The following is a 26516-nucleotide window of genomic DNA, read 5'->3' as shown; positions in this document are numbered from 1 at the left end:
CAGTCTGATGGCCGAAGGAGGTCCAACTCATGTCCCTCACCCGCTCGTTGACCCTGACCGCCACCGCCCTCGGCCTCGCCCTGGCCCCGCTCGGCCAGGCCGTCGCCGCCCCCTGTCCCCGCCCCTCCGACTACCTCGTCTCCCGCGACCCGGGCGTCCTGCCCGAGGGCATCGCGATCGACCGCGACGGCACCGTGTACGTCTCCTCCTCGGCCACCGGCCGCCTCTACCGCGGCCAGGTCGCCGTCCCCTGGCTGCGTCCCTTCGTCGCCCAGGGCGTCGCCGACCGCACCCGCACCCTCGGCGTGCACACCGACCGGCGGGGCCGGGTCTTCTCGGTCGGCGGCGCCACCCTCGCCGTGCACGCCCCGGACGGCCGCCTGCTCACCCGCCGCACCGCCCCGGAGGGCCCGCTCGGTGCGCCCGACCTCAACGACCTGGTGATCACGCCGGACGCGGTCTACGTCACCGACTGGGCCAACCCCTCCGTCCTGCGCGCCGCCCTCGACCGCGACGGCCGCCCGGGTCCGCTCCTGCCCTGGCTGGACCTGCGCCCCGCCCTCCCGCAGTTCCCGGCCCGGTACTGGCTGCTCAACGGCATCGTCGCCACCCCCGACGGCGCCACCCTCCTGGTCGCCTCCAACGGCACCGAGGCCGTCTGGCGGATCGACACCGCCAGCTCCGCCGTCTCCCGCCTCGACCTGGGCGACCAGTCCTTCGGCGCCGACGGCATGGTCCTGGCCGGCCGCTCCCTCTACGCCGTCCTCAACTACGGCGCCCCGTCCGGCGTCTACGTCGCCGAGCTCGACCCGGACCTCCGCACCGGCACCGTCACCCACCGGCTCACCGGCGCCCCCTTCGACTCCCCCACCACCCTGGCCCGCCACGACTGCCGCCTCTACGTCGTCAACAGCCAACTCGACCACGCCCCGGGCACCCCGCCGTACACCGTCTCCGCCGTCCCCGACCCCCTCTGCTGACGCCCCCTCACCACCGCGCGCGTCAGGACTTGGTGCGGCCCTTGCGCCAGAGGAGGAGGGCCACGCCTGCGGCCACGGCCAGCAGGAGGGCGCCCAGGTGGTTGGGGCCGGTCGGCTGCTCGGTGGCCGTCGGGGCGGGAGCCGGGGCCGGGGTGCCCGCGGGGCCGGTGCCGGGGCTCGGGGTCGGCTGGGGCTTCGGGGCGGCATCCGGCACCGGGACCCGCCACACCTCCGAGTCCTTGCCCTCGCTGCCGAACAGCAGCGCCGCGCCGTCCGCCGTGAAGGTGACCGACTCCCCCTGCCTCTGGAAGGGGACGGAGACGGACTTCTCGGCCCCCAGCGCACCGTCCTTCCAGTCGTACAGCTTCGCCCAGAAGTACCCGCGCAGGACCACCCGGCGGCCGTCCGGCGAGAACGCGCCGTCCGTCACCCACGGCACGTCGCCGACCGGCCGGAAGACGTTCACCCCGGTGCTCGCCAGGCTCTCGGGCCCCTCGTACAGGTGGCCGCCGCTCTGGTCCTTGCTCGCGATGTAGACCCGCCCCGTGACGGGGTGCACCAGCAGGGCCTCCGCGTCGCGCGGCCCGTCCTCGTACCGCACCCGGTACTTGGTGACCTGGACGGTCTGGTCGCGCAGCTGCTCCGGCTCGGTGAAGCGGTAGAGCCAGACCTCGGGCCACTTCCCGTGGAAGTTGTCCCCGATGTCGGCGAGGTAGAGCTGGTGGTCCGGGCCGAGCGCGACGGCCTCCACGTCCCGCGGCTTGGTCCCGCGCAGGGTGAGGGTCGCCACCGTGCGGCCGGTGGCGGCCTCGACCCCGTAGACGTAGGGGCCGTCGTCGCTGTCGTTGTGGGTCCAGTAGACGCCGGGGCGCCGCTGACTCGCCGTCAGTCCGCTGGACTCGGTGATCCGCTCGTCCCGCAGGGTGAACTCGCGCCGCGACCCCTCTGCCGCCGCGGGCCCGGCGACCGGCCCGAGCACCACCACCAGGGCAGCCACCACCGCCGCGACCGGCCGGCCCACCGCTCGGCCCCGATCCCGCTCCCGCCACCGGCTGTCCACGCTCACCACCCAGCGATCATCGCACGAGCCCCGCCTCCGGAGCGGTCAGGGCCAGAGCAGCGAGCGCCGCCACCCGTCCTGCCCCCGGCAGTACGCCAGCCGCACGTGGCGCCGCCCCGAGTCCCCCTGCCAGAACTCCACCGTGTCCGGCCGCAGCAGATAGCGCGTCAGCCCGGGCACCGGCCCGTCGGGGTCCGCGTTGGCGAGCACCAGCGCCCGCTCCCAGAGCGGTCCGAACTCCTCCGCCGACCGCATGTTCTCGCTCTGCCGGCCGACCAGGGCGGCGGCGTGCGCGGCGGGGCTGACGCTGCGCTCCTCCCGCGGCGCGTCCTGCTGGTCGAGGGCCGTGACCGGCCCGCGCAGCCGCACCTGCCGCCCCATCGGCGGCCAGTACGAGGTCATCGCGGCCCAGGGCGTGGCCGCCAGCTGACGGCCCTTCGGGCTCCGCCGGTCGGCGACGAAGCTCCACGTCCCGGTCTCCGGGTCGATGTCCCGCAGCCCGACCACCCGCGCGTCCGGGCGCCCGTCCGCGTCCACCGTGGACACGGTGACCAACTGGGCGTCCGGGACCTCCTGCGTCATCGCGGCGAGCAGCCATTCGACGTGCAGCTCGGCCGGGTCCTCCGGCGCGGCGGCCGGGTCGAACCCCGGCAGTTCGCGGGCCATCGGCGGCCGGCTCCGCAGCAGCCCGCGCAACTCCGCGAGCCGCTCCTTCCCACTGTGCTGCCCCGTGCCCTGCCCGTGCACAACACCCTCGCTCATCCCGGCCTCCTGACGCCACGTCCCCCGCTGCCGACGGTCATTCTGCCGTGCCCCGCGCGCCGGGCCGAACCTGCCGGACCGTGAGGTCAGAGCACCAGGTCGTCGTGCTCGTCGAAGATCCAGCCGTCCTCGTACAGCACCTCGAAGAGGTGGCCGTCCGCGTCGGTGAAGTAGCCGCTGTGGCCCCAGGCGTTCGCACCGGCCGGGCGGGTGACGGTGGCGCCCAGCTCCTCCGCCTTCGCCATCACCGCGTACACCTCCTCCGCACTGCGGGCCACGTACGCCAGCGCGAAGCCGGCGAAGCCGCCCGGCCCCCGGTCGGGGAGCCGCGCGTCGGCCGCGAAGGCCTCCCGCGACTGGAACGCGACCGCGACCCCGCCGAGTTCGAAGAGCGCGAACTCGTCCGAGCCGGCCTTGGACCGCTCCCAGCCGAGCCCCTGGTAGAAGGCCACCGAGGCGGCCACGTCCCGCGCCCCCAGCAGGATCAGGTTGAGTCGTCGTCGCATGGTCGTCCTCCCTGGTACACCGGTCGGTGCGATTCTGCCGTTCCCCACTGACAACCCCGACCGACAACCCCCACTGACGACCCCCACCGACCACCCCTGCCGACCGCCACGGCCGCAGGTTCAGTCGAAGACCTCCAGGTACAGGACCCCGGCCCACTCCTCCGTCACCACCAGCAGGGAGCGCCACCAGATCTGACCCACCCGGGCGTTCCCGACGTCGCCGCAGCGGCGGACCGGCCCCAGGTGGGCCTCGATCAGGTCGGCGATGCCCTCGGCGAGTTCGCCGGTACGGCGCAGCTCCTCGGGGGTGCGCAGGCCGGGGTCCCCGTACCGGGCGACGGGCTGCATGAACCCCTTCGACACCGCCCCCAGGAACACCTCCCGCCACTCCTCCGGCCGCTCGAACCACCTCACCGGCCCCACCGCCTCGCCGAGCTGAGCGGCCGTCATCCCGCCTGCGGGGAACACGGGGTACAGCTCCACCGACGACACGTGGTTGCAGTCGTCGAGCAGTTCCTCCAGCGGCTCGGCCGCGGCCAGCACCGCCTCGGGAGCGTCGAGCGGGTTCAGCATGGGTGTCCGTCCGTGGATCGACGCCGTGTCCCCGGCACCCTAACCCGGCTCCCCAACCCCGCCGAGCCCGGCCCGGGGCTGGCGCCCCGGGCCGGGCCGGGCTCGATCGTGGACGGGCTGGGCTACGTGCGGGTCCAGCGCTGGGCGTCCGTGCCGTTGCAGTAGTAGAGCTGCAGCTGGGTTCCCGGCACGTTGCTCGAGTTCGGAACGTTGACGCAGAGTCCGGCGGAGCCACCGCCGGGGGTGTGCCTCAGGGTGCCGCCGGTGCCGGGGGTGAACCTCTGCGCTCCGGTGCCGTTGCAGCGACCCACGGCGAAGGCATCCTCGCGGACCCCACCTGACCGCCGTTCACGTAGAAGGCGAGGACCTCGGTGTCCGCGGAGTAGGTCGCGGCGATGTGGGTCCAGGCACCGGGGTAGGCCGACCCTCCGGACGCGCCGACGGAGATCCAGTGCGCGGCGCTCGAGTCCTGACTGGTCGTCATCACGTCCCACGACCGGCTGGCCTCGCGGTAGAACAGGTTCACCGAGGGGACGTTGTCGCCCTGCTGGCAGATGACCGATTGGTCGGTGCCGGTGCTGCCGTTCAGCTTCACCCAGGCGGAGACGGTGTAGCCGGTGTCACTGACGATGCCGGGCGCTGCGGCCTGGAAGGTGTTGCTGTGCCACAGCGGTGTGGTGCCCTGGTAGACCACCAGGTTGCGGTCGTTCTACAGCGCGAGCACGGCACCGGCGTGACCGTGGGTGTTGGTGTGCCAGATCGGATTGCCGCCCTGGTCGTGGATCACGAGGTTGCCGTCCGGCTGCATGAGAGCGGTGGCCCCGTTGTGTCCCCAGGTCTGCGAGGCCCACAGTGCGCGGGCCGAGTTCTTCGCGGCGAGGACCAGGTTGCCGTCGCTCTGCATGGTCAACATCGTGTTCTCCGAGGCGACTTGCCGACCGGAGGCTGGTCCGCTGCCCGACGGCAGCCCGGCGGAAGTTGTCGGTGCTCTCGCCGAACGCTTCAGTGTCGGCGGCGGTTGAGCACACCGATGAGAGTGGCAAGGTCGGCGGCACCGGCCGGGTCATCCGCGTAGCGGGTGGTCTGGAGGGGGCCGACCTCAGGAAGGACGATGTCCTCCCGCGCCAGAACATGGACCAAGGTCAACAGTGCGGCGCGGGCGTTGCCATCGGTGAAGGGGTGGAAGAACGCCACGTCGAGGTAGGCGCGGGCCGCGCGTGCCGCCAGCGGGATGTCCGGGTCGGTCGTCTCGCGCAGGCAGGAATCGAAGTCGGCCTGCGTGTGAGGGGTAAGACCGTAGCGCTCGCGGCCAGCCTTCGCATAGGCGTCGCTCACGCGGAACGGTGCCTCTGCTGCAGCGAGGACTTCGCGTTGCCAACCGGCCAGGAGCGCGAAATTCAGCGGGGTCTGGCGTGCGGCATCTTCTCGGGCCAGGGTGTGTGCGGCGAGCAGACGTTCGGCGCGAATCGGGTCACGTCGGCGCACCGGACCCTCGCACCAGGACTGGAACCCATCGCGGTCGGTCGGGACCCGTTGTAGAGCCGGTGCGTGTTGCCAGTCGACCTCGCGGCGTACGCGCAGCCAGTCCGAAAGGCTGTCAGTAGTGGTCATGGAACTCCTCAAGCGCCGCCCTCTCACGGTGGTCCTGGTACGGGGCGTGGCCGGTGAGGCCGACGGCGAGGTCCTCGCCGACGGATTCGATCAGGGTTCGTTCCGGGTAGACCCAGCTCTTGAACCGGCCGCCGATCGCGCGCTCCACCGCTAGCTCGGCCTCGGCCCGGTCCATGCCGGTGCTGGTGAGGAACCAGCCCAGGACGATCGAGGTCTGGCCGCGCCAGGCGTTGTCCGCGCCCGAGTCCAGCGCGTGGGTCACGAGCCGGACGCAGGCCCGTTCCAGATGCCAGCTGCGATCCTCGGGTGAGGCGTCCGGCGGCGGCGCCAGTTCGGCGAAGCGCTGGGTCGTCCGCTCCAGCCAGGCTCGCCACTCCAGTAGCGCGGCTACGACGCGTGCTGCGGTCTCGTCGGGGGTTGTCACCGAGCTTGACGCGCTGACCCAGTAGCCGATGGGCCCGCCGTCGCGGTAGGACCAGCTCCATCCCCAGGTCCAGGTGCCGTATCGCTCCCGGAGGACCGCGTCCACCTGGCTCTCGCACCAGCGTTCTCCCTGCCACCAGCCAGCCATACCGGAGAGCACGGGTGGCACCCACTCGCGGACCAGCGAGCGGAGGCGTTCCTCCTCGTCCTCGTCCCAGGCGAACGAGTGGCGGGCAGGGTCGAACTGATCCCAGTCCCGGATGCCCTCGTAGGTGACGCGGGGCACACGGTTCTCGGGGAAGGGCAGGGTGTCACGGTTGTACGTCAGGGCTGGCCACTCTTCCTGTCCGATGTGATCGACCCATCAGTCTCGGCTCAATGACCCTGGGACCGCGATCGGTTTTCCGACGGTGTCGGTTCGTCGGTCATGCCGCTGCCGCCTCGTCGTCGTCGCCGAGCACGCTGAAGTCAACGTCCAGGCGGGCGTCGTAGTCGTCGGGGGATACCGAGTTCGTGGGTGGAGTACTCGCACCGGCCGAACGGGTCCCTCAATTTCGGGTCATTGCCGGACGCCGGTCCGAACCGGTTCCACCACTCGATCCAGTACGCGGTGCGGGCCACGATCCCCAGCAGGGTGCGCTCGGGCATCCGCTCCTTGACGGCCTGCTCCAGCACCTGCGCGGTGCGGCGCGGCTTCTCCGCCTGGCGGGCCCCATGAGCTTCGGCGCCCCCGTGTCGGGGTCGACGAACAGCTCGTCGTTGTCCGGGCACTCGCCGTCCGCCGCGGCCGCCGAGGCGGACAGCCGCCCGCGCAGCTGGGCGACCAGGGCAGCGGCCGTCGAAGGCCGCGCCTCGCCCGGGGTGCTCAGGCCCGCCTCGACCAGGTAATCCGGCAGCTTCGCCTCCACCTGCTCCCAGGGCAGCAGCTGCTCGGACCAGTCGGCGCACTCCTCCGAGCCGATCACCGCGACGTTGTGCTTGAGCGCGTTGAACAGCGTCTTGCCGTCCAGGCCAACGACGTCGACCAGGCCCAGCAGCCGCGCCCGCACCCGGGACAGGGCCAAGCCCCGGTGGTAGACACGGAGTACGACTCAGAGCTTCCAGATCATCCCGTGGCGGCTTTTGGGCTCACCTTGGTTGGACCCCATATGCGGGAGATCGCCATCGCGCGTCAGGAACGGCCCAGCGCCTCGCGGAGCGTCAGCCCGTGATGCTCCTTCAGGCGGCGCAGCTCCCACCAGGAGAGGGCCGTCACGGTGATCGGAGCGCCGAGGACGAAGGCGGCTCGGGCGGCCGGCGGGACCTCGGAGTAGGCGCCGGTCACGACGTCGAGGAGGGCCATCTCCCAGACCAGGATCCCGGCGAGGAGCGGCGGGAGTACCTCGTGGATGTCGGCGGTGCGGAAGACGTGGACGAGGGAGAGGCCGATGCCGTAGAGGGCGAAGCCGAGGGACCACAGGCAGAGCACGGCGAGGACGACCGTCCCCACCACGCCCACCGCGTCGCGGAATCCTGCGGTCTCCGGGGCCATCGCGAGGGGGAAGGTGGCCATCGATCCGATGACGGCCGCCACCGCGCCGAGCGGGCGCAGGGCCCGCCGCAGGTACGTCCGCCGCAGGTCGCCCCGGGCGGCCGCGATGAAGGCGCCGACCACCAGCGGGAAGGTGCAGACGAGCACCAGGACGCTGGACCAGCTCTGGTTGAAGCGGTCGTCCGCCATCGCCTTGACGCCTTCGACGTCGGCCACGGCCCGGTAGGTCGCCGTCAGCCCGATGTAGGCCGCCAATCCCAGCCCCGTGCGCCAGAGTTGGAGCCGGCGGACCGACGCGTCCTCCGCCAGGTCCGCGCGCGAGGGACGGAAGGCCCGCTGGGCGGCGTAGAACGGGTTGCGGACGCCGCGCAGGATCTTCTGCGCGCGCGAGGGCTCGACCGGCGGCAGCAGCGGCGGGGGCTCCGGCGGAGCGTACGGGCCGGGCGGGACCGGCGGCGGAGGTCCGTACGGGTAGCCCTGCGGCGGGATCGGTCCCGGCCCCGGCGCCCCCTGCCCGGGAGGCGGCCCGTACCGCGGTCCGTACGGCGCTCCCGTCGGCGGACCGTAGCCGCCCCCGCCTCCACCGTTGCCGCTCACGTGCCGTCCCCCGTCCAGTCCGTTCGTCAGTGCCTGGGCATCGTAGTGGGCCTTCCCCCGAACGAGCCTGACGACTCGGCGGACGCCTGCTCACACCGCCTCGGCCGGCGCCTCCCAGGGCCCGAGCTTCTCCGGGTTGCGCACGGCCCAGATCCGGGTGATCCGCCCGTCCTCCACCGTGAAGGCGGCCACCGTCACGGCGCTGCCGTCGAGGAGGGCGACCAGGCCGGGGCGGCCGTTGACCGAGCCCTCGCGGAGGGCCTGCCCCTGGGTCCGGTCGGCGATGGCGAGGACGAGGCGGGCGATCGCGTCGGCGCCGGTGACGGGGTGGAGGGCGGACGGGACGAGGCCGCCGCCGTCGGCGGTCAGGGTGGCGGCGGGGTCGAGGAGGGCGACCAGGGCCGCGATGTCCTTGGTCTCCCAGGCGTGCTTGAACGCGCGGACCACCCGGGCCTGGTCGGTGGTCATCCCGGTATCGGGCCGGGCGTCCCGTACCCGCCGCCGCCCGGAGGCCGCCAACTGCCGGCAGGCGGCCGCCGACCGCTCCAGCACCTCGCCGATCTCACCGAACGGGTACCCGAAGACGTCGTGCAGGACGAAGGCCACCCGCTCCGCCGGGGTCATCGTCTCCAGGACCACCAGCAGCGCCATGTCCACCGACTCGTCCAACGCGATCCGCTCGGCCGGGTCCTGACGCTCCGCCACCGACGGGCCCGCCGGCCACTCGGTGCGGTCGGGCAGCGGCTCGGGTATCCACTCGCCGACGTAGCGTTCGCGCCGGGCCCGGGCCGAGCCGAGCTGGTCGAGGCAGATCCGGCTGGTGACGGTGGTGAGCCAGGCGTCGGGCGACAGGACCGCCTCCTGCCGCTCCGCGGGCAGGGCGTACCAGCGGGCGTACGCCTCCTGGACGGCGTCCTCCGCCTCGGTGAGCGAACCGAGGAGGCGGTAGCCGATGTTGAGCAGCCGGTGGCGCGCACTGTCGACGGCAGTGATGGTCATGGTCCGGCTGCTCCTTCGCTACGGGGTGATGCACCGTCATGATCCACTGCACGCACGCCCGAAGCGAGCCCTTTCGCCGCCCCGCCTCACATTCCGCCGGGCTGTTCCGTCAGGAAGGTGAGCGACCGGGACACGGCCCGGCGCAGGGGAGAGAGAAGGACGGCGATGGCCACCTTGACGTCGACGGTGACGGTGCGTCGGAGCACCAGGTTCCAGCCCTTCGTGCGGGTCGCGGTCGGTCTGCAGACCGCGACCCTCCTGGCGCAGGCGGTCAGCGCGGGTCTGACCTTCTCCACCTCCTACGGCGAGCTGCTGCACGCCGTGGGCGCCCGGGTCACCTACGGGGCCACCATGCTCTACCTGCTGGCTGCCGTCCTGGCCTGGCGGCCGGGTGGCGGTCCGGGGCGGCCGGTGCTGTACGCGACCGGGTTCCTGGTGCTCTCCTCGGTGCAGGTGCTGGCGGGGATCGCGCACCTGGCGAGTCTGCACATCCCGCTCGGGGTGCTGATGTTCGGCACCAGTCTGCTCCGCTTCGGCTGGGACGTGGCGGGGTACCGGAACGGCGCGGCCGCGAAGCCCTGACCTGCGGAGGGAGCGGCGGGGCGCGGCCCCGAGCGGACGGGCCGGCGCGGGCCGGGGCGTTAGGCTGACGCCCCATGAGACGCCGCCCCGCCGCCCCACGCTCCCCCCTCCCCCAGCGGCACGGCGTCGACCCGGTGCGGCGCCGGCTGCCGGAGGACGGCGGCGGGTGGGCGACGGTCCACGCGTACCTGACGGAGTTCCTCCCGGTGGAGCCGGCCGTGGTCGACGCGCTGTTCGCGGGCGATGCTCCCGGGGACGGGGTGCACGGCGCGGACGGGAGGCTCTCCCCCGACGCGCCGTTCGTCCCGGGGGCCGTGATCTGGTACCACCGTGACCTGCCGCCCGAGGTGGAGGTGCCGTTCCCGCTCACCGTCCTGCACCGGGACGAGCGGATCGTGGTCGCGGACAAGCCGCACTTCCTCTCCATCGCCCCGCGCGGCAAGCACGTCACCCAGACCGCGCTGGCCCTGCTCCGCGACCGCCTCGGCCTGCCGGAACTGAGCCCGGCCCACCGCCTCGACCGGCTGACCGCCGGCCTGGTGCTCTTCGTCGTGCGGCCGCAGGACCGCGCCGCGTACCAGGGGCTGTTCGCCGAGCGGCGGGTCCGCAAGGAGTACCGGGCGGTGGCCCCGTACCTGCCGGGTCTGGAGCTGCCCCGGACGGTGGAGAGCCGGCTGGTGAAGGAGCGCGGCGAACTGACGGCGCGGGAGGTGACGGGCGAGCCGAACAGCCGCAGCGTCGTCGAGCTGCTGACGCAGGACGGGCGGAACGGTGGATACCGCTTGCTGCCCGAGACGGGCAAGACCCATCAGCTGCGGGTCCACCTCTGCTCGCTCGGCATCCCGATCCTCGGCGATCCCCTCTACCCGCGCGTCCTCCCCGAGGCGGCTCCGGACGATTTCCGCGATCCGCTCCAACTCCTGGCCCAGGCACTGGAGTTCACCGACCCCGTGACCGGCGTGGCGCACCGCTTCGAGAGCGGGCAGCGACTGGCCCACTGGCCGGACCACCAGGCCTCCCCGCACCCCTTGTGACGAAGCTCACCCCCGGGACTCCGTCACCTACGGTCGCGTAAGGTAGTTCACAAGGTGAACTATCTCCTCCATGGCTGACACACAGGAGACCCTTGACCTCAGCTCGTACGTGGCACTCGGGGACAGCTTCACCGAGGGCCTCAACGACGCCCGCCCGGACGGCCTGTACGCCGGATGGGCCGACCGACTGGCCCGACTGCTCGCCGCAGAGCGGCCGTTGGGCGACTTCCGGTACGCGAACCTCGCGGTCCGCGGCCGGCTGCTGGACCAGATCGCCGAGGAGCAGGTGCCCCGGGTCGCGGAGATCCGCCCCGACCTGGTGACGCTCTGCGCCGGCGGCAACGACATCCTCCGCCCGGGCAGCGACCCGGACGCGGTGGCCGAGCGCTTCGAGGCCGCGGTGGTGGAGCTGAAGCGCCACGCCGGGACGGTCCTGATCTGCACCGGCTTCGACACCCGGGGCATCCCGGTGCTCGGTATGCTGCGCGGCAAGATCGCCACCTACAACGGCCACCTGCGGGCCGTCGCCGACCGGCACGGCCTCACCGTCGCCGACCTCTGGTCGCTGCGTTCGGTGCACGACCGTCGCGCCTGGAGCGAGGACCGCCTGCACCTCTCCCCCGAGGGCCACCAGCGGGTCGCCCTGCTGGCCGCCCGCTCGCTCGGCCTGCCGCTCGGCCCGGAGCAGGACCCGGAGGCCCCGTGGCCCGCCGCGCCCGTGCTCACCACGGCCGAGCAGCGCCGGGAGAACCTGCAGTGGGCCCGCGAGTTCCTGGTGCCGTGGGTCGGCCGCCGCCTGCGCGGCGAGTCCTCCGGGGACAACGTCGAGGCCAAGCGCCCGGAGCTGCTCCCGCTCTGACGCCGCATCAGCCACCGGCCCGTGCCTCCGACGCCCCGGAGGCACGGGCCCGGCCGTTCTCCCGCTCAGCCCGCTCAACCCGGCTCCGACCGCTCCGGCGCCGCTCCGGTTCAGCTCACCCCGGCGCCGCGCCCGGCTCAGACCACCCCGGCGCGGCGCAGCAGCCAGCGGTTGGTCGGGCCGATCAGGCCCGCCCGGTCGAGGACGCCGACCGCCTTGGCCGCCATCCGGGTCTTGGTGGCCCGCCAGTTGGGGTTGGACCGGGCGGCGGCCCGGCCGGCCTTGGGGTCGATGCCGACCGCCGCGTAGAGGCGGGGGTTGATCAGGCCCTTGGTGGAGCGGTGGATGATCAGGCCGATCAGCAGCTGCTCGTAGAAGCGGCGCACCGGTCCGACCCGGGTGCGGACCAGCTCCTCCCGGGCGTAGGTGATGTGGCGGGACTCCTCGATCACGTGGATCCGGGAGACCTGGCGGGTGAGGGGCTGGAGCGACTCGTCGTTCATCAGCTCACGCTGGAACGCGTCGAGGATCTCCTCCACGTACATGGTGCCGCCGAAGGTCTGACTGTGCGTCGAGATCGCCTTGAAGATCCGGCCGAGCTCGTGCGAGAGCCGTCCGGGACCGTAGGCGGGGACGCCCATCCAGGTGATCATCTTGGCGAACATGACGGAGTGCCGGCACTCGTCGGCGATCTCGGTGAGCGCGTACTGCACGTGGGCGCTGGTCGGATCGCGGTCGAAGGCGTGGCGCAGCAGCATCTGCATCAGGATCTCCTCGAACCAGATGCCGAGGCTGGCGACGCTGGCCACCTCGTGCTTGCTGAGCTCGATCCGCTGCTCCTCGCTCAGGCCCTCCCAGAGCTCGGTGCCGTAGAGCGAGGTGTGGTGCGGCGGGCAGAAGTAGCGGCCGGGCAGCGGCGGGGTGTCCCAGTCCACCTCGGTGAGCGGGTCGAAGGAGAGCTTGGCCGAGGAGTTGAGCAGCCGCTCGGCGGTGCGGCGGCGCTCCTCGGGCCAGGCTTCGGGTGCGGTCCGGACGGCCTTGGTCATCGGCCCTCTTCCTTCCTCTCGGCGCGCGGCGGGGCGCACTGGCCCTCTGACCGGAAGGTAGAAGCTATTAGACACACCGTCAATACTTCGCACAGCCCCACCGCCCGCCGGTCCGGGTCAGGCCCGCAGGAAGGCGGTCAGCAGCCGCGCGGCCTCCGCCACCTCCTCGACGTCACGCCGCTCGGTGTCGACGTCCAGGTGGAACGGTGCGTGCCCGCCGGCCGCCGTGTCCACCTGGGCCTCGCGGCGGTCCGGCGTCACCAGCCACCAGACGTGGTCGTCCTCGCCCCTGCCCCTGGCGTCCAACCGCCGGACCTCGACCTCCGGAACCGCCGACCGGACCAGCGCGAACACCTCGTCCAGCGGGCCGCCCGTCGCATCGGCCGCCGACCAGATCCGGTGGAAGCAGCGCTCGCTCAGCGGCTGCGGGTACTCCGTCATGACGCCCCCTCAACTCTCGTTCCTCGTACACGGGTCACCGTAGCTCCCCGATTCCTCCGGATCCTGTTCCGTTCTGCGAACAGGCGTGTGCGATCTTCGTATGCTCGACTCCACACCCCCTTGGGCACACCCTCTGGGTCGACCGAAGCGAGGCTGACCGGATCATGACCAACCCCCTGACGCACGCCACCGCCCTCTACCACGCGGGCCGTTACGCCGAGGCCGAGGCGGAGGCCCGCGCTCTGGCGGAGGCACCGCGGATCGAGCCGGAGGACTTCGTCTTCGGGCCGCTGGCGCTGGAGATCGTCGCGCTGGCGGCCAGCGCCCAGGGCCGCCACACCGAGGCCCTCGGCATCCTCGACGAGGTGCGGCCGCTGATCGCGGAGCTGATCGGGCCCGAGCACATGCTGACCCTCAAGCTGCGGGCGGACCGGGCCCAGGTGCTGACGATGCTCGACCGCTTCGCCGAGGCCGAGTCGGAGTGCGCGGCGGTCGCCCACCTGGCGGAGCGTCAGATCGAGGCGGAGGCGGAGGCGGGGGCGGAGCCGGAGATGCAGCTCCTGCGGCTCAACGCCCGCAGCGGTCAGCTCCACGCCCTCACCGCGCTCGGCCTCCACCCGGAGGCGGAGGCGGTGGCCCGCCAGGCCATCGCCTCGCACCGCGAGGACGACCAGATCGCGCTGATCCTGCGGCTGGGCCTCTGCCGGAGCCTCAACCTCCAGGGCCGCTACGAGGACGCCCTCGCCGAGGCACGGCTCGCCGACGAGCTGCGCCGCGGCTGGGACGAGGAGCGCCGCCGCCCGGAGGCCGGGGCCGTGGAGCTGGCCGCCGCCCGGGCCCTCCTCGGGCTGGGGCAGGACGCCGCGGCCCGTCCGCTGGCCGCCACCGCCCTCGACGCCTCCCTGGCCGCGTTCGGGCCGGACAACTCCCGCACCGTCGAGGCCCGCGAGCTGCTGGAGCGGATCGACGGCGCCTGACCCGGCCACAGGCGGCTGACGGTCAGTCGATCTCCTTGCGCGGGGCGGCCGCCGTCCAGTAGTCCGGGTCGGGCGGGATCCGCTGGGCGAGGTCGGCGCGCACCTGGTCGGCGAGCCTGCGGGTGTCGCGGCGGTTCATGGTGGCGCCGAGGCCCGCGCCGATCAGCAGCGGAGTCAGGGAGGGGAGCTTGCGCAGCGTGCTCCGGGTCAGCCGCTTGCGCAGCTTCTGGCGGACCTCGGAGCTGACCGCCATCGCCGCCAGCCCGGCCGGGCGGATCAGCGCGGCCCGGTCGATGCCCCGGCCGTCGGCCCAGGCGCCGACGTACGCGGTGGCCCGCTGCGCGACCGTGCCCTGGGCGGGGACCCCGTAGACCTCGTGCAGCTCGGCGATCAGCTTGATCTCGACGGCCGCCACCGAGAGGGTCTCCGCCGCGATCTCCACCGGCATCGCGGGCGGGACGGGCATCATCGCCGCCGCGCCCGCCCCCGCGCCCAGCGCGGCGGAGGAGCGGCAGGCCCCGAGCGCGATCAGTTCGGCCAGCTCGTCCGGGGTGGCGGCGGTGGGGTGCTGGGCGCGCAGGGTGGCCAGGCTGCGGACCGGGATCCGGGGCGCGGCGTCCAGCAGCCGGTCGGCCAGTACCTTGCCGCCGTACCCGGCCCCCTTGGCCGCGGCCTTGCCGCCCCGCCCGAGCGCGGCGGTCAGCGAGCGGACGAGCGCGCCGGCCCGCTGGCTCCCGCGCCGCCGGTACCAGGCCTCCCGGACCGCGGGAGCGGCGTCGGGGAGGGTGCGCTCCATCTCGGCCGAGAGCGCGGCCAACTGCCCGGCGACGTCCTCGCCGCCGGCCGGTGCGTCCCGGCCTCCCCGTACGCCGTCCTCCGGCCCGGGCTCCGGCTCGCCGTCTCTCCTCCGTCGGATGATTCCCATGATCTGCGCGTACCCGGTTCCCTCCGCCGCCACGCCGCACCGTGACCCCGATATCCCCCTGGTACCGCTCAGGTCTCGGTTCGGGCATGCCCACGCCCACGAACCGTCCGTGCCCAGCACACTGGGACCGGCCGGTCCGACGGGGCGTCACGGGGGCGAGCACCGTCGGACCGGCCGCACCGACGCCTGCCCCGACGGCACCGGTGCGCGCACCGCGCGGTTCCGTCCACCGGGCCCCTGCCTGCTCGCCACCGAGTCCGAGGGGACCGCCCGTGCCGACGACCGCCACGAGAGCCCGCGCCACCGACCGCAGCGACCTCCAGCTGGCCGCCCTGCTCGCCGCCGCGACCGCGGTCCTCGACCTGCTGCTCCTCCTCGTGGTCACCCGCGTCGGCGGCCTGCTCCTCGCCTTCCACCTCGGCGGGGCCACCGTCGCCGCCCTGCGCGCCCTCTGGTACCCGGCCCCGGCCGTCCGCCAGCTGCGCCGCCTCGCCACCTGGCTGCTCCTCGGCCAACTCGCCCTGGTGGCAACCCTGTTGGCGACCCTGATCGCCGTCCACTGGGCCATGCGCGGGACTCCCTGAACGTGTCCTTAGCACACCGTGCGCGCGCCTTGACCAGGCCTTGGCCGGCCCTTGGCCCTCCCTTGATCGTCTGCGGAGCACCTACCGGCGGCCGCCCTCCGACGGCTGGGTACTGTGGGCGGACCACCCCTCGAAAGGCGCTTTCCCCATGGCCAAGAACGCCGCCGCCGGACCGCCCGCCGCCCCGTCCGGGGCCGCACGCGGGGCGGCCGCGCCGGCTCCCCTGCTGCGCCTGAGCGGCGTCAGCCGCTCGTACGGCGACCGGGAGGTGCTGCACCCCGTGGACCTGTCGCTGGCCGCCGGCGAGTGCGTCGCACTGCTCGGCCACAACGGCTCGGGCAAGTCCACCCTGCTCCGGGTCGCCGCCGGGCGGGACGCGCCCAGCAAGGGGACGGTGCGCTTCGACGGCCTCCCGATGGACCAGAACGACCCCCGGATCCGGGCCCGGGTCGCCGTGGTCGGCGACACCGTCGCCTGCTACCCGGACCTGACGGTCCGTGAGCACCTGCTGCTGGTGGCGGTCGCGCACGGGGTGGCCGACGCGCCCGACTGGATCACCGAGGTGCTGGCCCACCGCAACCTCACCGAACGCGCCGACGCCCTGCCCTCGGCCCTCTCCTCCGGCCAGATGCAGGCCCTGCTGCTGGCCTGCGCCATGGTGCGCCCGCGCGACCTGCTGCTGCTGGACGAGCCCGAGCAGCGGCTCGACCCGGAGGCCCGGCGCGACCTCGCCGAGCTGCTCAAGGGCGAACTCGCCGACGGCGTCGCGGTGTTGCTGGTCACCCACCACACCGACCTGGCGCTGGACGTGGCCGACCGGGTGGTGGTCCTGGAGGAGGGCCGGATCGTCCGGCAGGGCAAGCCCCGGCAGGTCCTCGCGGCGGAGTACGCCGCGCGTACCGCCGCCGCCCCGACCACCAACTCGGCCGGTGACCGATGAGCACCGCCGTCCCCGAGGCGGAGAGCGCCGTCGAGCCGTGGTCGGCGGACGACGACTGGACCGACGAGACCCTCGCCCTGCTGCGGGCCCTGCGCGCGCCCCACCGGCGCAACCGCGCCAAGTCCGTGGCCTTCGCGCTCTACTGCGTGCTGCTCGGCCTGGTCGTCTGGGGCGGCGTGCCGAGCCTGGGCCTCTTCCTCCAGGCCTCGATGGGCGCCGACTACACCGGCCACGGCGGCGACCTGCTCGCCGCGATGCCCGCCGGCATCACCGCCGTCGGCCTGACCACCTTCCTGCTGCTGCTCCGGGACGGCCTCTGGCGCGGCCCCGTGGTGCCGCCCCGGGCGGCGACCGACTGGCTCCTCGCCCACCCGGTCCGGCCCCGCCCGGTGCTGCGACCGTGGTTCTGGCTGTCCTGCGCGGTGGCCGCCTTCCCCGGGCTGGTGGCGGCGGCCGGCGGCATGGTCGCCCTCGGGCTGACCGTCCGCACCGGCCTGCCGGCCGCGCTCGGGTGGTGCCTGCTCGGCGGGCTCGGCGTCCCCCTGCTGGCCACCTGCGCCGCCCTGGTGGTGGAGCGCAGCGACCGCACCGCCCACTGGGTGCGCCGCCTGACGCCCTACCTCACCCTGCTGATCCTGGGCCTCGCCGCGCAGACCGTGCTGGCCGTCGCCGGTCACCCGGTGGGCTGGCTGGAGCGGGCCGAGCTCTGGTCCGGCCCGTGGGGCTGGGCCGCCGTCGCGGCCCTGGCCCCGACGCCCGCCGCCGTGCCGGGCGGCTGGATCGCCGCCGCGCTCCTCCTGGTCTCCACGGCCGCCGCCCTGGTGGCCGCCGACCGCGCCGCCGCGACCGTCCCGCTCGCCCGTCTGCGCGAACGGGCCCGGACGGCCGCCGGCGTCCTGGCCGCGCTGCGCACGGTCGAGCTGCGCAGCGCCCGACTGGCCGTCAACAGCGCCAACGGCAGCCTCCGTCAGCGCCGCCTGCGCCTCCCCGCCCCTCGGCGGGCCTGGCAGGTGCTGCCCTGGCGCGACACCCTCGCGCTGCTGCGCTCCCCGGCGCGGCTGGGCCGCGCGGTGGTGCTCGCGGTGCCGGCGCCGCTCTGCGCCGCCCTCGCCCACGGCACCCGGGGCGGAGTGTCCTGGCTGGCCACCGCCGTGGCGCTGGTCTTCGGCTACCTGGCGGTGGCGCAGCTGCTGGAGCCCGCCCGGATCGAGACCGACGACGTGAGGCGCGCCTCCTGGTCGCCGTACCCCTTCGCCGGGCTGATGCTCCGTCACGCCGTGGTCCCGGTCGTGGCCGGTCTGCTGCTGGGCCTGGCCTGCGCGGGCGCGCTGCTGGCCCTCGGTGGCGGTGGCCCGGGGGCGGGGCCCACGGTCTGGCTCGTCCCGGCCGCCGTCCCGGCGCTGGTGGCGGCCGGGCTGGTGAACGCCTGCCGGGGCCCGGTGCGCCGGGACCTGATGTACTCCCCCGCCCGGGGCGCGGGCGGGGGCACCGGGCCGTTGGTCTTCGCCGCCTGGTACGCGGCGGGGCCCGCGGTGGGGATCGCGGGCCTGACGCCGCTGTACTCCGTCGCCCTGCGGGCGGGGTCCGTCCCGGCGGTCGTCAAGGCGTCGGCGATGGCGGTGGTGCTCGCGGTGCTGCTCTTCGCCTGGGCCCGGACCAGGGCCGTGGCGATGAGCACGGCCCGGCCGGGCGAGGGCGCCCTCTGAGTCAGCCGTCGCCGCGGCGGTGGACGGTGAGCTCGCCGTAGGCCGACAGGGCCGGGACCGGGTCGCCTCCTGTGCGGTCCTTGAGGGTGGCGTCCAGGAAGGCGAGCGTGGCTCCGGCGGTGGTGCGGGGGCTCCCGGTGCGGCCGAGCGAGCCGACGATCGAGGGCACCGGCGGCAGGTAGAGCGGGCTGTCGGTGAAGGTGAGGTGGGCGGCGCCGGGGACGGTGAGCCGGTAGGCGGTCGCGGTGCCGGCGTCGAGCGCCTCGGTGAGACGGGGCGGGTAGCGCGGGTCGGTGTCGGCGGTGAAGGCCTGGGTGAGCGCCAGCACCGGAGCCGCGAGGGCGGGCGCGGCGGGGCCGTGCGGGAAGCCGTCCAGGTCGACGACGGCGCCGAACCTCCGGTCCTGCCGGGCCGCCTGCAGGGCGGCGGCGCCGCCCATGGAGTGGCCGGTCACGGCCGCGCGGCCGGTGTCCAGACGGCCGGCCAACGGGTCGGCAGCGCGGCCGGCGTCCGGACGGTCCGTCAGCGGGCCGTCCGCGCCCCGGTCCAGGGCGGTGAGGCGGGTGAGGACGAAGCGGAGGTCGGCGGCCCGGATCGCCGTCCAGCCGGCCGCGAGCTTCTCGTCCTGGTCCCGGTCGCCGGTGGAGGTGGTCGCGGTGGTGACGGTCCGTCCGTCCGCGAGCAGCACGGCGGCGGAGTCGTACGGGTGGTCCAGCGCGGCCACCAGGTAGCCGTGGCTCGCCAGTTCCTCCGCCCAGGCGGTGTTCTGGGTGCGCACCCCGCTGGAGCCGGGCGAGAACAGCACCACGGGGAAGCGCCCGCCCCCGTCCGCCACCGGGGCGTCCACGACCGCGGCGGTGCGGGCGCGCGGCACCCCGTCGACCAGGAAGCCCGGCAGGCCGGCGGTCCGGGCGAGGGCCTCGGCGACGGTCCGTGCCTCCTGCTCGGTCCGCCCGAGGTAGCGCGCCCGCTGCCCGCCGTCCGGGCTCCTGCGTGCCGGGTACCAGAGCTGCACCACGACCGTGCGGTGGTCGTCCGGGTCGGCGGTGAAGGTCTCGGGGCGGTCCGGGTCGGTCCACTGGAGGACGCGGGTGCCGACCGCGAACTCGCCGGTGGGCCAGGGGAAGACCGGCACGGGGAAGGCCCGGGCCGCCAAGGGCCCGGCGGCGATCAGGCCGACGCAGGCCACCGACGCGAGGAGCGCCGGCCACCGCCGGGCCCGGCCGGCCGGCGTCCCTGCGCGGCGGGCCCGCAGCAGCGGGAGGACGGCGAAGGGCAGCGCGGCGGCACCGGCCACCAGGACCGGCAGCAGCTGCCAGCGGAGCCCGGCCACCAGGAGCACGGTCGCCGACGACGCGAAGAGGGCGGTGGCCGCGACCGTCGTCCGGGAGCGGGCGACGGGTGGCAGCCGGTGGGCCAGGGGCAGCGCCACCGCGCCCAGGACGGCGAGGAGTTCGGGAAGGGACAGGGACAGCTCGGGGATGATCTCGTTCACCCGGCCAGCGTCGCGGCCGGGCCCGTCCCGCCGCATCGCCCTCGGGTCCTCGACGGGTGCGCCCGCAGTCGCAACGGCCCGGGCCCGATGCGCTGCCGCACTGCGACCGTGGTCGGTGGCCCGGCTCCTCCTCCAGGCGTACACCGGGGCTCGGCGATCGGACGGCGGGCCCATGCGCGGCCCCTCCGCCGGGCACTACGGTGGCGCGTGTACCGAGCGCGGGGCGCATGCCGAATCGACAGGAACACGTGATGACCGAGGCGGCCACCGGGCCCGACAGTGCCCACTCCCCTTCGGCGCGGCCGGCACGGCCGGCGCGGTGCGGACGGTCCCGGCTGCTGCTCCGGGACTCGCTGCTTCCGGCGCTGCTCCTGCTCAACGTCCTGACCACGCACGGCCCGCAGGGCCTGCCGGTGGCCGCGACCCTCACCGCCGCGCTCGCGCTGCCGCTGCTCTGGCGCCGCCGCGCGCCGCTCCTGGTGTTCGGCACGGTGGCCACCGCGGCCCTCGCCCAGTGGCTCCTTGACCTCCAACTTCCCGGCGCGATCGCCCTGTTGGTGGCCCTCTACACCGTGGCGACCGACTCGGACCGCCGCGTCACGCTGCTGGCCGCCTCGGTGGTGGAGGCCGGGGCCCTGCTGGCCTGCCTGCGCTGGGCGACCGAAGGCGCGTTCCTCACGCCCTTCGTCGCCCTGACCGCGCTGGTCGTCGCCGCCACCGCGCTCGGGACCAACGTCCGGACCACCCGCGCCTACCTCGCCGTGGTGGAGGAGCGGGCCGTCCGCCTGGAGCAGCAGCAGGACCAGCAGGCGCGCCTGGCCGTCGCCGGGGAACGGACCCGCATCACCCGGGAGATGCACGACATCGTCACCCACAACCTCTCCGTCATGGTCGCCCTCACCGACGCCGCCGTGCACGCGCAGCGCCGCTCTCCCGAGCGGGCGACCGCCGCGATGCTCCAGATCTCCGAGACGGGCCGTCAGGCCCTCACCGACATGCGGCGCTCCCTGGGCGTCCTGCGGGCCGACGAACCCGACGCCGAACGCCACCCGCTGCCCGGCCTCGCCCAACTGGAGCTCCTCGCCGCCCAGATGGGCGCAGCCGGACTGCCGACCCGGGTCGAGCTGCGGGGCGACCACGCCCACGTGCCCGCCACCGCCCAGTTGACCGTCTACCGCCTGGTGCAGGAGTCCTTGACCAACGCCCTCAAGCACACCCCGGGCGGCACCCGTGCCACGGTCCTGGTCCACTGCTCCGCCGCCACCGTCACCGTGGAGGTCACCGACACCGGCCCGCGCACGACCCCGCCCTCCTCCCCCTCCGGCCACGGACTTCCCGGCATGCGCGAGCGCGCCGCCGCCTACGGGGGGACCCTGCGGGCCGGACCGCTCCCGGACGGCGGCTGGGGAGTGCACACCCGGCTCCCGCTCGACGGCGGGGCGGTGCCCGCATGACGATCCGCGTCCTGATCGCCGACGACGAGACCCTCCTGCGGATGGCCTTCACCATGATCCTGGAGGACCAGCCCGACCTGACGCCGGTCGGCGAGGCCTCGGACGGCGACCAGGCGGTGCTGCTGGCACGGGAGTTGAGCCCGGACGTCGTCCTGATGGACGTCCGGATGCCCGGTACGGACGGGATCGAGGCGACCCGCCGGATCGTCGCGACCTCCCCTCGGAGCAGGGTGTTGATCCTCACCACCTTCGACCTGGACGAGTACGCCTTCGCCGGCCTGGAGGCCGGTGCCTCGGGCTTCCTCCTCAAGAACACCCGGCCCGACGAACTCCTCGGCGCCATCCGCACCGTGGCGGCCGGCGACGCCGTCGTCTCCCCCCGGATCACCCGCCGCCTGCTCGAGACCGTCCGCCCCCACCTCTCCCCCGGCACCGCCCCGCGCCCGGACCCGCGCCTGAGCCGCCTCAGCGCCCGCGAGCACGAGGTGCTCCTCCACGTGGCCCGCGGCCTGTCCAACGCCGAGATCGCGACCGCTCTCCGCCTCGCGGAGCCGACGGTCAAGTCCCACTTCGGGCGGATCCTGCTCAAGCTCGAACTCCGCGACCGCGTCCAGGCCGTCGTGTTCGCCTACGACAACCGCCTCGTCAAGGCGACCGGTGCGACCTGAACCAGCAGATCCGGATGAACGCGTCGCACGCGTCCAGTTCGTTCATCTCCCTCCTGATCCTCTCGAGGGTGTCGCCCTTCGAGAGCGGCCACGGTTCCACCTCGATCCCGGTCTCGCCCCCGAGGTCACCGACGGCGACCCCTCGGTCCATCATGTCCCCGATCAGCCGGACGGTGAGGGCACGGATCACGTCCTCGTGGGTGCCGTGTCCCGCCAGGGTCTCCGCCGCGCCCCGGACGACGAAGAAGTAGACGGGCGCGTCACGCGCGTACGCCACCAGATAGTCCAGTTCGTCCTGGTAGGGCTTGCTTCCTGTCATCGACGCCTGTCCTCCGCGCAACCGGTTCCGTGTCACCCGCCGAGCGGGTGTGCCCACAGACTCCGCGACCGGCACTTCGGCCCGGTCGTGGCGGCGCTTCCGCCGGCGCGCAGTCGTGTATCAGCCGTGTACCGGGTCGTCGTGGACGGGCAGGTCGAGGGTGGCGACGGCTCCGCCGTCCGGGGCGTTCGCGAAGGTCAGCCGGGCGTCGAGGACGGCGGCCTGGCCGGTGGCGATGGTGAGGCCCAGGCCGTGGCCCTGGCCGCGTTCGGCGGCGCCGGTGCGGAAGCGCTGGGGGCCGTCGGCGAGGAGGGTCTCCGGGAAGCCGGGTCCGTGGTCGCGTACGGTGATCCGGCTGCCGGTGACGCTCACCTCGACGGGGGCGCGGCCGTGGCGGCGGGCGTTGGCCACCAGGTTGGTGACGATCCGTTCGACCCGCCGCGGGTCGGTGCGGACGGTGGCGGGTGCCGCGAGGAGGAGTCGGACGTCGTCGCCGCCCTGCCCGATCACCTGGGTGATGAGGTCCGCCAGCGGGACCTCGTCCAACCGGGCGCTCTCGGCGCCGGCGTCGAGGCGGGAGATCTCCAGCAGGTCCTCCACCAGGGCGCGCAGGGTGCTCACCTGGGTGCGGACCAGATCGGTCGCCTCGTCGTCGTCGGGCAGCAGCGTGGCGGCGGTGACCAGACCCATCAGCGGGGTGCGCAGTTCGTGGGCGACGTCGGCGGTGAAGCGCTTCTCGGCGGCGAGCCGTCCTTGCAGCGTGGCGGCCATCGCGTCCACGGCCGCTGACATCTCGGTGATCTCGTCGCCGGCGCGGCCCTGGCGGCCGATCCGGGCGTCGAGGTCGCCGTCCGCGATCCGGCGCGCGGTCCGGGAGCCGTGGCGCAGGCGCCGGTTGAGCCGCCCGGTCGCCAGCGCGGTGACGGGGACGACGACGGCGAGCGCGGCGAGGGCGGCCGTGACCATGCTGCGGTCCAGCAGTTGCAGGCTGCGCACCGTGGCGCTCATGTCGGTGCGGACGGTGAGCACCTGGCCGTCGCCGACCGGCAGGGCTGCCCACATCCAGTACCAGTTGGGCGCTTTGACGTCGTACCACAGGGCGTACTCGCCCGGGCCCCGCAGGTCCTGGACGGCCCGGGCCAGCGGCCCCGGAAGAGTGGTCGCCGGTTGGAGCGAGGCGTTGTCGGGGCGGCGGCCGGTCCGCGTGAACTCCTGCTCGGCGGCGCTCAGTTGGGCGACCGCCAGGTCGCGGCCGGTCCGGTCGCCGCGTTGCTCGGTCGCCCGGTGGACGAGCAGGCCGATCACGACGGCGACCGCGCAGCAGGCCAGCGCGACCAGCGTGGTGATCTTCCAGCGCAGGGAGCGCGGGTCGAGCAGGCGCCGGCCGGTGCGTCGGGCGGTCACCGCGTCAGTTCCGCACGAGCTTGTAGCCGAAGCCGCGGACGGTTTCGATGCGGTCCGCCCCGACCTTCTTGCGCAGCCGTACCACGCACAGGTCGACCACCCGGGTGTCGCCCTCCCAGCCGTAGTCCCACACCTCCCGCAGCAGCCGGCGGCGGTCCAGGACCGTGCCGGGGCTCTCCGCGAAGGCCAGCAGCAGGCGCAGCTCGGTGGGGGTGAGGGGCACGGCCCGGCCGTCCAGGCGCACCTCCAGGCCGTGCGGGTCGATGGTCAGGCCGCCGAAGGTGAGCAGCTCCGGCTCCCCCGGCGCGACCGGCTCCTCCGGCACGGGCCGCGCGGCCTGCACGGGCTGCACGGGCTGCGCGTCCCGCTCCTGGTGGAAGGTGGCGCGGCGCAGCAGGGAGCGGATGCGGGCGACGAGGACGGTGATGTCGACGGGTTTGACCACGTAGTCGTCGGCGCCGGCCTCCAGCCCGGCCACGACGTCGAGGGCGTCGCCGCGGGCGGACATCATCAGGACGGGGGTGAGGGTCTCCTCCCGGACGCGCCGGCAGAGGCTGATGCCGTCGATGCCGGGCAGCATCACGTCCAGGATCAGGACGTCGTGCGCGCCGCTGCGGACGGCGTCCAGGCCGTCGAGCCCGTCCCCGGTGACGTCGACCTCGTACCCGTAGCGCTGCAGGGCCAGTTGGACCGAGCGGCGGATGACCGCGTCGTCCTCGACGAGCAGCACGCTGACCGCGTCGGGCACTCGGGTAGCGGACAAGGGTTCTCCGATGTCGTCGTCTCGGGGTGGAAGGTCCATTCCAGCACGTCGGGGGCGGTTCCCGGCCCCCGGGGGCGGCGGCACGGCGGCCGCGGCCGGGTGGGGGCCGGTCACAGGCGCAGGGACGCCGCGACCGGGAGGTGGTCGCTGCCGGTGTCGGGCAGGGTCCAGGCGGAGCGCGGGGTGACGCCCTTCACCAGGATCTGGTCGATGCGCACCACCGGGAACGATGCGGGCCAGGTGAAGCCGAAACCGGCCCCGGCCTCCTCCTGCGCGGACCGCAGCGGACCGGTGAGGGTGCGCAGTGCCGTGTCGTCGAAGGAGCCGTTGAGGTCGCCCAGCACGACGACCCTCGGCAGCGGCTCGCTCCCGACGGCCGCCGCGAGCCTGGCGGCGGCCCGGTTGCGGTCGGCGGTGGTGAATCCGGCGTCCAGGCGTACCCGGACCGAGGCGAGGTGCGCCGCGTAGAGGGCGACCGGGCCCTTGGGGGTCAGGACGGTCGCGCGGACGGCCCTGGTCCAGGGCATGATCTCCACCGGCTCCACGGCCTGGAGTGGGTACTTGCTCCACAGGCCGATGCCGCCGTTCACCTGGGCGTAGGGGTAGGCGGCGGCCAGCTCGCGCCGGAAGGCCTCCTGCGCGCGGCTCGCCAGTTCCTCGACGGCCACCACGTCGGCCCCCGATCCGGCCAGGGCCCGTGCCGTCCGGCCCGGGTCGGGGTTGTCCTCGTTCACGTTGTGGCTGACGACCGTGAAGTCCCCGCCGCCCTCGCGCTTGTCGAGGAGGGCCGGTGCGAACAGGCAGGTCCACACCAGGGCGGGCAGCAGGACGGCCACCGCCGCCGGGACGGAGCGCCGCAGCGCCGCGAGGAGGAGCAGCAGCGAAATGCCCAGGCCCGACCAGGGCATGACGGTCTGCCAGAGGCTGGCCAGGTTGACCGGGCCGTTCGGCAGCCAGGGGGCCAGGGCCATCAGGGCGGCGCACACCACGGCGGATCCCGCGATCAGCCGCCCGCCCGGCCCCAGGGCACCGCGGGCGCGGCGGAGGAGGAGGTGACACAGACCGGCTCGGCGGCGCGGCCCGGGCCGGTCGACGGCGGCGGGCCCGGCCGGGGGTGCCGTCGGAGCCGGGCCGATGCCCGCCGCGGTACCGGTCCCCGTACCGGTCTCGGTGTTCGTGCTCACGCCCACTCCCGCTGGCCGCCGTCGAGCGTCGGAAGGACACCGGGCAGCTTCTGCCGCAGGGCGTCGACGAGTCGGCCACTGCTCTCCAGGGCCGCCCGGATCCCCTCGGTGGGGGTGGTTCCGGCCCGTTGGCCGAGCACCACGCCGTAGACGAGCCGGCGCCCCGAGCCGCTCCGGCCGTCGGCGACCTCCAGGGCCCACATCAGGTTCCCGCCCGCCGCGGTGGTCGAACCGGTCTTCAGGCCCACCACCCCGGGCCGGTCGAGCAGCGCGTTGGTGTTGCGCAGCGGTGCGGCCCGGCCCGGCAGCGTGGTGTCGCGCAGCGCCACGATGACCCGCAGCGCCGGGTCCTTCATCGCCTCGCGCGCCAGCTTGAGCTGGTCGGCGGCGGTGGACACGGTCGTGGCCTCCAGGCCGCTGGCCCCGGTGTAGGTGGTGCCGGACATGCCCAGCCGGGCGGCCTCCGCGTTCATCCGGGCCACGAACGCCTCCTCGCTGCCCGCGTCCCAGCGGGCCAGCAGCCGGGCGACGTTGTTGGCGGAGGGCAGCAGCATCACCTCCAGCAGCTTGCGCTGGGTGAGCCGCTGCCCGGCGGTGACGGGGGCGGTCGACTCGTCCGTCGAACCCGCCTCGGCGGCGGCCTGCGCGTCGACCGTGATCACCGGTCCGTCCTCGCCCTCCTTGAGGGGGTGGTCCCGCAGGACCACGTAGGCCGTCATCACCTTGGTGACGCTCGCGATCGGCACCGGCTGCTGCGGTCCCTTCACCCCGAGCACGCCGACCCTCGCCGCGGCGACGGCCGCCTGTCCCTCCTGCGGCCACGGGAGCCCGAGGGCGGCGACCGCCTCGGGCGCCGGCAGGACCAGCGCCGCACCGGGCCGGCCGTCGCCGCCCGCGTGCGCGGAGCCGCCCGCCCGGGTGGCCAGCGTGCCCCCGCCGGCACCGGCGGCGGCGAGCAGGACGGCGGCCAGGGCCCACAGCGCCGTGCGGCGGGCCGGTGGGATCCGGCCGGGCGCGGTACGAGGGTCTCGGTCTTCAGGTTGCACGGGCACGGACACGACGGCTGCCTCCCGGAGCCAGAGGGACGGATCTC

Annotated in this window: 31 protein-coding genes; 11 read left to right on the top strand and 20 right to left on the bottom strand. The window is 74.5% G+C overall.

What is annotated here, in order from left to right:
• Window positions 1–29: 29 nt before the first annotated feature.
• Complete coding sequence (locus ACWCYY_RS18945; protein WP_449796698.1) at window positions 30–980, top strand: SMP-30/gluconolactonase/LRE family protein; 951 nt, start codon at window positions 30–32, stop codon at window positions 978–980.
• A gap of 22 nt (window positions 981–1002) precedes the next feature.
• On the opposite strand, the gene ACWCYY_RS18940 is transcribed toward ACWCYY_RS18945, so the two are convergent.
• The 4 genes from ACWCYY_RS18940 to ACWCYY_RS18925 all read right to left on the bottom strand — a co-directional run bounded on the left by ACWCYY_RS18940 (window position 1003) and on the right by ACWCYY_RS18925 (window position 3881).
• Window positions 1003–2046: a hypothetical protein gene (locus ACWCYY_RS18940; protein WP_449796697.1), complete on the bottom strand. Its 1044-nt coding sequence runs from the start codon at window positions 2044–2046 to the stop codon at window positions 1003–1005.
• Between the two features lie 39 nt (window positions 2047–2085).
• Window positions 2086–2802: a pyridoxine/pyridoxamine 5'-phosphate oxidase gene (locus ACWCYY_RS18935; protein ID WP_449796696.1), complete on the bottom strand. Its 717-nt coding sequence runs from the start codon at window positions 2800–2802 to the stop codon at window positions 2086–2088.
• Between the two features lie 86 nt (window positions 2803–2888).
• Entirely contained in the window at window positions 2889–3308 is a 420-nt protein-coding gene (locus tag ACWCYY_RS18930; protein ID WP_449796695.1) for a VOC family protein, read from the bottom strand.
• 120 nt (window positions 3309–3428) lie between these two features.
• Window positions 3429–3881 carry a hypothetical protein gene (locus tag ACWCYY_RS18925; protein ID WP_449796694.1) on the bottom strand — a complete coding sequence of 151 codons (453 nt, stop codon included), beginning with the start codon at window positions 3879–3881 and terminating at the stop codon, window positions 3429–3431.
• 12 nt (window positions 3882–3893) lie between these two features.
• On the opposite strand from ACWCYY_RS18925, the gene ACWCYY_RS18920 reads away from it, so the two are divergent.
• Complete coding sequence (locus ACWCYY_RS18920) at window positions 3894–4046, top strand: hypothetical protein (RefSeq protein ID WP_345288046.1); 153 nt, start codon at window positions 3894–3896, stop codon at window positions 4044–4046.
• Between the two features lie 85 nt (window positions 4047–4131).
• On the opposite strand, the gene ACWCYY_RS18915 is transcribed toward ACWCYY_RS18920, so the two are convergent.
• The 7 genes from ACWCYY_RS18915 to sigJ all read right to left on the bottom strand — a co-directional run bounded on the left by ACWCYY_RS18915 (window position 4132) and on the right by sigJ (window position 9042).
• The gene (locus tag ACWCYY_RS18915) at window positions 4132–4575 is read right to left on the bottom strand and encodes a LamG domain-containing protein (protein ID WP_345288044.1); all 444 of its coding nucleotides are present in this window, start codon (window positions 4573–4575) and stop codon (window positions 4132–4134) included.
• Window positions 4576–4590: 15 nt separating this feature from the next.
• Entirely contained in the window at window positions 4591–4785 is a 195-nt protein-coding gene (locus ACWCYY_RS18910; RefSeq protein ID WP_345288042.1) for a hypothetical protein, read from the bottom strand.
• Window positions 4786–4883: 98 nt separating this feature from the next.
• The gene (locus tag ACWCYY_RS18905) at window positions 4884–5492 is read right to left on the bottom strand and encodes a Fic family protein (protein ID WP_345288040.1); all 609 of its coding nucleotides are present in this window, start codon (window positions 5490–5492) and stop codon (window positions 4884–4886) included.
• Window positions 5479–6201, bottom strand: a complete 723-nt coding sequence (locus ACWCYY_RS18900; RefSeq protein ID WP_449796693.1) for a hypothetical protein — start codon at window positions 6199–6201, stop codon at window positions 5479–5481. Before ACWCYY_RS18900 ends, ACWCYY_RS18905 begins: the two co-directional genes overlap by 14 nt.
• A 262-nt stretch (window positions 6202–6463) precedes the next feature.
• Window positions 6464–6979 (bottom strand): hypothetical protein, encoded by a 516-nt coding sequence (locus ACWCYY_RS18895; protein ID WP_449796692.1) that lies wholly within the window; start codon window positions 6977–6979, stop codon window positions 6464–6466.
• A 107-nt stretch (window positions 6980–7086) separates the two neighbouring features.
• Window positions 7087–8043 carry a hypothetical protein gene (locus ACWCYY_RS18890; RefSeq protein ID WP_449796691.1) on the bottom strand — a complete coding sequence of 319 codons (957 nt, stop codon included), beginning with the start codon at window positions 8041–8043 and terminating at the stop codon, window positions 7087–7089.
• A 90-nt stretch (window positions 8044–8133) separates the two neighbouring features.
• Window positions 8134–9042 (bottom strand): RNA polymerase sigma factor SigJ, encoded by a 909-nt coding sequence (sigJ, locus tag ACWCYY_RS18885; RefSeq protein WP_449796690.1) that lies wholly within the window; start codon window positions 9040–9042, stop codon window positions 8134–8136.
• A 165-nt stretch (window positions 9043–9207) separates the two neighbouring features.
• Between sigJ and ACWCYY_RS18880 the strand changes: the two genes are divergently transcribed.
• The 3 genes from ACWCYY_RS18880 to ACWCYY_RS18870 all read left to right on the top strand — a co-directional run bounded on the left by ACWCYY_RS18880 (window position 9208) and on the right by ACWCYY_RS18870 (window position 11517).
• Complete coding sequence (locus ACWCYY_RS18880; protein ID WP_345288005.1) at window positions 9208–9624, top strand: hypothetical protein; 417 nt, start codon at window positions 9208–9210, stop codon at window positions 9622–9624.
• Between the two features lie 74 nt (window positions 9625–9698).
• Window positions 9699–10658 carry a pseudouridine synthase gene (locus ACWCYY_RS18875; protein WP_449796689.1) on the top strand — a complete coding sequence of 320 codons (960 nt, stop codon included), beginning with the start codon at window positions 9699–9701 and terminating at the stop codon, window positions 10656–10658.
• A 70-nt stretch (window positions 10659–10728) separates the two neighbouring features.
• Window positions 10729–11517 carry an SGNH/GDSL hydrolase family protein gene (locus ACWCYY_RS18870; RefSeq protein ID WP_449796688.1) on the top strand — a complete coding sequence of 263 codons (789 nt, stop codon included), beginning with the start codon at window positions 10729–10731 and terminating at the stop codon, window positions 11515–11517.
• 137 nt (window positions 11518–11654) lie between these two features.
• Here the strand turns inward: ACWCYY_RS18870 and ACWCYY_RS18865 are convergent, their stop codons facing one another.
• Both ACWCYY_RS18865 and ACWCYY_RS18860 read right to left on the bottom strand, forming a co-directional pair.
• The gene (locus tag ACWCYY_RS18865) at window positions 11655–12563 is read right to left on the bottom strand and encodes an AurF N-oxygenase family protein (protein WP_345288008.1); all 909 of its coding nucleotides are present in this window, start codon (window positions 12561–12563) and stop codon (window positions 11655–11657) included.
• Between the two features lie 117 nt (window positions 12564–12680).
• Window positions 12681–13004 carry a hypothetical protein gene (locus tag ACWCYY_RS18860; protein WP_449796687.1) on the bottom strand — a complete coding sequence of 108 codons (324 nt, stop codon included), beginning with the start codon at window positions 13002–13004 and terminating at the stop codon, window positions 12681–12683.
• Window positions 13005–13168: 164 nt separating this feature from the next.
• On the opposite strand from ACWCYY_RS18860, the gene ACWCYY_RS18855 reads away from it, so the two are divergent.
• Window positions 13169–13981: a tetratricopeptide repeat protein gene (locus ACWCYY_RS18855; protein WP_449796686.1), complete on the top strand. Its 813-nt coding sequence runs from the start codon at window positions 13169–13171 to the stop codon at window positions 13979–13981.
• A 22-nt stretch (window positions 13982–14003) separates the two neighbouring features.
• On the opposite strand, the gene ACWCYY_RS18850 is transcribed toward ACWCYY_RS18855, so the two are convergent.
• Window positions 14004–14906 (bottom strand): hypothetical protein, encoded by a 903-nt coding sequence (locus ACWCYY_RS18850; protein ID WP_449796685.1) that lies wholly within the window; start codon window positions 14904–14906, stop codon window positions 14004–14006.
• 272 nt (window positions 14907–15178) lie between these two features.
• Between ACWCYY_RS18850 and ACWCYY_RS18845 the strand changes: the two genes are divergently transcribed.
• The 3 genes from ACWCYY_RS18845 (at window position 15179) to ACWCYY_RS18835 (ending at window position 18136) form a co-directional block, all read left to right on the top strand.
• The gene (locus ACWCYY_RS18845; RefSeq protein WP_345288012.1) at window positions 15179–15490 is read left to right on the top strand and encodes a hypothetical protein; all 312 of its coding nucleotides are present in this window, start codon (window positions 15179–15181) and stop codon (window positions 15488–15490) included.
• Window positions 15491–15638: 148 nt separating this feature from the next.
• On the top strand, window positions 15639–16430 hold the full coding sequence (locus ACWCYY_RS18840; RefSeq protein WP_380150004.1) for an ABC transporter ATP-binding protein: 792 nt from the start codon (window positions 15639–15641) through the stop codon (window positions 16428–16430).
• The gene (locus ACWCYY_RS18835; RefSeq protein ID WP_449796684.1) at window positions 16427–18136 is read left to right on the top strand and encodes a hypothetical protein; all 1710 of its coding nucleotides are present in this window, start codon (window positions 16427–16429) and stop codon (window positions 18134–18136) included. Before ACWCYY_RS18840 ends, ACWCYY_RS18835 begins: the two co-directional genes overlap by 4 nt.
• 1 nt (window position 18137) lies before the next feature.
• Here the strand turns inward: ACWCYY_RS18835 and ACWCYY_RS18830 are convergent, their stop codons facing one another.
• Window positions 18138–19631 (bottom strand): alpha/beta hydrolase family protein, encoded by a 1494-nt coding sequence (locus ACWCYY_RS18830; RefSeq protein ID WP_449796683.1) that lies wholly within the window; start codon window positions 19629–19631, stop codon window positions 18138–18140.
• Between the two features lie 251 nt (window positions 19632–19882).
• Here ACWCYY_RS18830 and ACWCYY_RS18825 point away from each other — a divergent pair, with 251 nt between their 5' ends.
• Both ACWCYY_RS18825 and ACWCYY_RS18820 read left to right on the top strand, forming a co-directional pair.
• Entirely contained in the window at window positions 19883–21085 is a 1203-nt protein-coding gene (locus ACWCYY_RS18825) for a sensor histidine kinase (RefSeq protein WP_449796682.1), read from the top strand.
• Entirely contained in the window at window positions 21082–21753 is a 672-nt protein-coding gene (locus ACWCYY_RS18820) for a response regulator (RefSeq protein ID WP_449796681.1), read from the top strand. Before ACWCYY_RS18825 ends, ACWCYY_RS18820 begins: the two co-directional genes overlap by 4 nt.
• Here ACWCYY_RS18820 and ACWCYY_RS18815 read toward each other — a convergent pair.
• The 5 genes from ACWCYY_RS18815 to ACWCYY_RS18795 all read right to left on the bottom strand — a co-directional run bounded on the left by ACWCYY_RS18815 (window position 21731) and on the right by ACWCYY_RS18795 (window position 26469).
• Window positions 21731–22072, bottom strand: coding sequence for a hypothetical protein (locus ACWCYY_RS18815; protein ID WP_449796680.1), 342 nt, complete (start codon window positions 22070–22072; stop codon window positions 21731–21733). The two genes, ACWCYY_RS18820 and ACWCYY_RS18815, sit on opposite strands and share 23 nt — an antisense overlap.
• A 120-nt stretch (window positions 22073–22192) precedes the next feature.
• The gene (locus tag ACWCYY_RS18810; RefSeq protein ID WP_449796679.1) at window positions 22193–23476 is read right to left on the bottom strand and encodes a sensor histidine kinase; all 1284 of its coding nucleotides are present in this window, start codon (window positions 23474–23476) and stop codon (window positions 22193–22195) included.
• A gap of 4 nt (window positions 23477–23480) precedes the next feature.
• Window positions 23481–24278, bottom strand: coding sequence for a two-component system response regulator CseB (gene cseB, locus ACWCYY_RS18805; protein WP_449796678.1), 798 nt, complete (start codon window positions 24276–24278; stop codon window positions 23481–23483).
• 71 nt (window positions 24279–24349) lie between these two features.
• Window positions 24350–25423 carry an endonuclease/exonuclease/phosphatase family protein gene (locus ACWCYY_RS18800; RefSeq protein ID WP_449796677.1) on the bottom strand — a complete coding sequence of 358 codons (1074 nt, stop codon included), beginning with the start codon at window positions 25421–25423 and terminating at the stop codon, window positions 24350–24352.
• Window positions 25420–26469, bottom strand: a complete 1050-nt coding sequence (locus ACWCYY_RS18795; protein ID WP_380150013.1) for a D-alanyl-D-alanine carboxypeptidase family protein — start codon at window positions 26467–26469, stop codon at window positions 25420–25422. Before ACWCYY_RS18795 ends, ACWCYY_RS18800 begins: the two co-directional genes overlap by 4 nt.
• Window positions 26470–26516 lie beyond the last annotated feature (47 nt).

Source organism: Kitasatospora sp. NPDC001664 (assembly GCF_053596675.1).
This window is presented reverse-complemented; position numbering and strand designations above follow the sequence as displayed.

Bases quoted from the DNA above. Each gene is read 5' to 3' on its own strand.
- ACWCYY_RS18945 (WP_449796698.1), top strand. From the start codon at position 30: ATGTCCCTCACCCGCTCGTTGACCCTGACCGCCACCGCCCTCGGCCTC.
- ACWCYY_RS18935 (WP_449796696.1), bottom strand. From the start codon at position 2,802: ATGAGCGAGGGTGTTGTGCACGGGCAGGGCACGGGGCAGCACAGTGGG.
- ACWCYY_RS18930 (WP_449796695.1), bottom strand. From the start codon at position 3,308: ATGCGACGACGACTCAACCTGATCCTGCTGGGGGCGCGGGACGTGGCC.
- ACWCYY_RS18925 (WP_449796694.1), bottom strand. From the start codon at position 3,881: ATGCTGAACCCGCTCGACGCTCCCGAGGCGGTGCTGGCCGCGGCCGAG.
- ACWCYY_RS18910 (WP_345288042.1), bottom strand. From the start codon at position 4,785: ATGCAGAGCGACGGCAACCTGGTCCTCGCCGCGAAGAACTCGGCCCGC.
- ACWCYY_RS18905 (WP_345288040.1), bottom strand. From the start codon at position 5,492: ATGACCACTACTGACAGCCTTTCGGACTGGCTGCGCGTACGCCGCGAG.
- sigJ (WP_449796690.1), bottom strand. From the start codon at position 9,042: ATGACCATCACTGCCGTCGACAGTGCGCGCCACCGGCTGCTCAACATC.
- ACWCYY_RS18880 (WP_345288005.1), top strand. From the start codon at position 9,208: ATGGCCACCTTGACGTCGACGGTGACGGTGCGTCGGAGCACCAGGTTC.
- ACWCYY_RS18875 (WP_449796689.1), top strand. From the start codon at position 9,699: ATGAGACGCCGCCCCGCCGCCCCACGCTCCCCCCTCCCCCAGCGGCAC.
- ACWCYY_RS18870 (WP_449796688.1), top strand. From the start codon at position 10,729: ATGGCTGACACACAGGAGACCCTTGACCTCAGCTCGTACGTGGCACTC.
- ACWCYY_RS18865 (WP_345288008.1), bottom strand. From the start codon at position 12,563: ATGACCAAGGCCGTCCGGACCGCACCCGAAGCCTGGCCCGAGGAGCGC.
- ACWCYY_RS18860 (WP_449796687.1), bottom strand. From the start codon at position 13,004: ATGACGGAGTACCCGCAGCCGCTGAGCGAGCGCTGCTTCCACCGGATC.
- ACWCYY_RS18855 (WP_449796686.1), top strand. From the start codon at position 13,169: ATGACCAACCCCCTGACGCACGCCACCGCCCTCTACCACGCGGGCCGT.
- ACWCYY_RS18850 (WP_449796685.1), bottom strand. From the start codon at position 14,906: ATGGGAATCATCCGACGGAGGAGAGACGGCGAGCCGGAGCCCGGGCCG.
- ACWCYY_RS18840 (WP_380150004.1), top strand. From the start codon at position 15,639: ATGGCCAAGAACGCCGCCGCCGGACCGCCCGCCGCCCCGTCCGGGGCC.
- ACWCYY_RS18835 (WP_449796684.1), top strand. From the start codon at position 16,427: ATGAGCACCGCCGTCCCCGAGGCGGAGAGCGCCGTCGAGCCGTGGTCG.
- ACWCYY_RS18825 (WP_449796682.1), top strand. From the start codon at position 19,883: ATGACCGAGGCGGCCACCGGGCCCGACAGTGCCCACTCCCCTTCGGCG.
- ACWCYY_RS18820 (WP_449796681.1), top strand. From the start codon at position 21,082: ATGACGATCCGCGTCCTGATCGCCGACGACGAGACCCTCCTGCGGATG.
- ACWCYY_RS18815 (WP_449796680.1), bottom strand. From the start codon at position 22,072: ATGACAGGAAGCAAGCCCTACCAGGACGAACTGGACTATCTGGTGGCG.
- cseB (WP_449796678.1), bottom strand. From the start codon at position 24,278: ATGGACCTTCCACCCCGAGACGACGACATCGGAGAACCCTTGTCCGCT.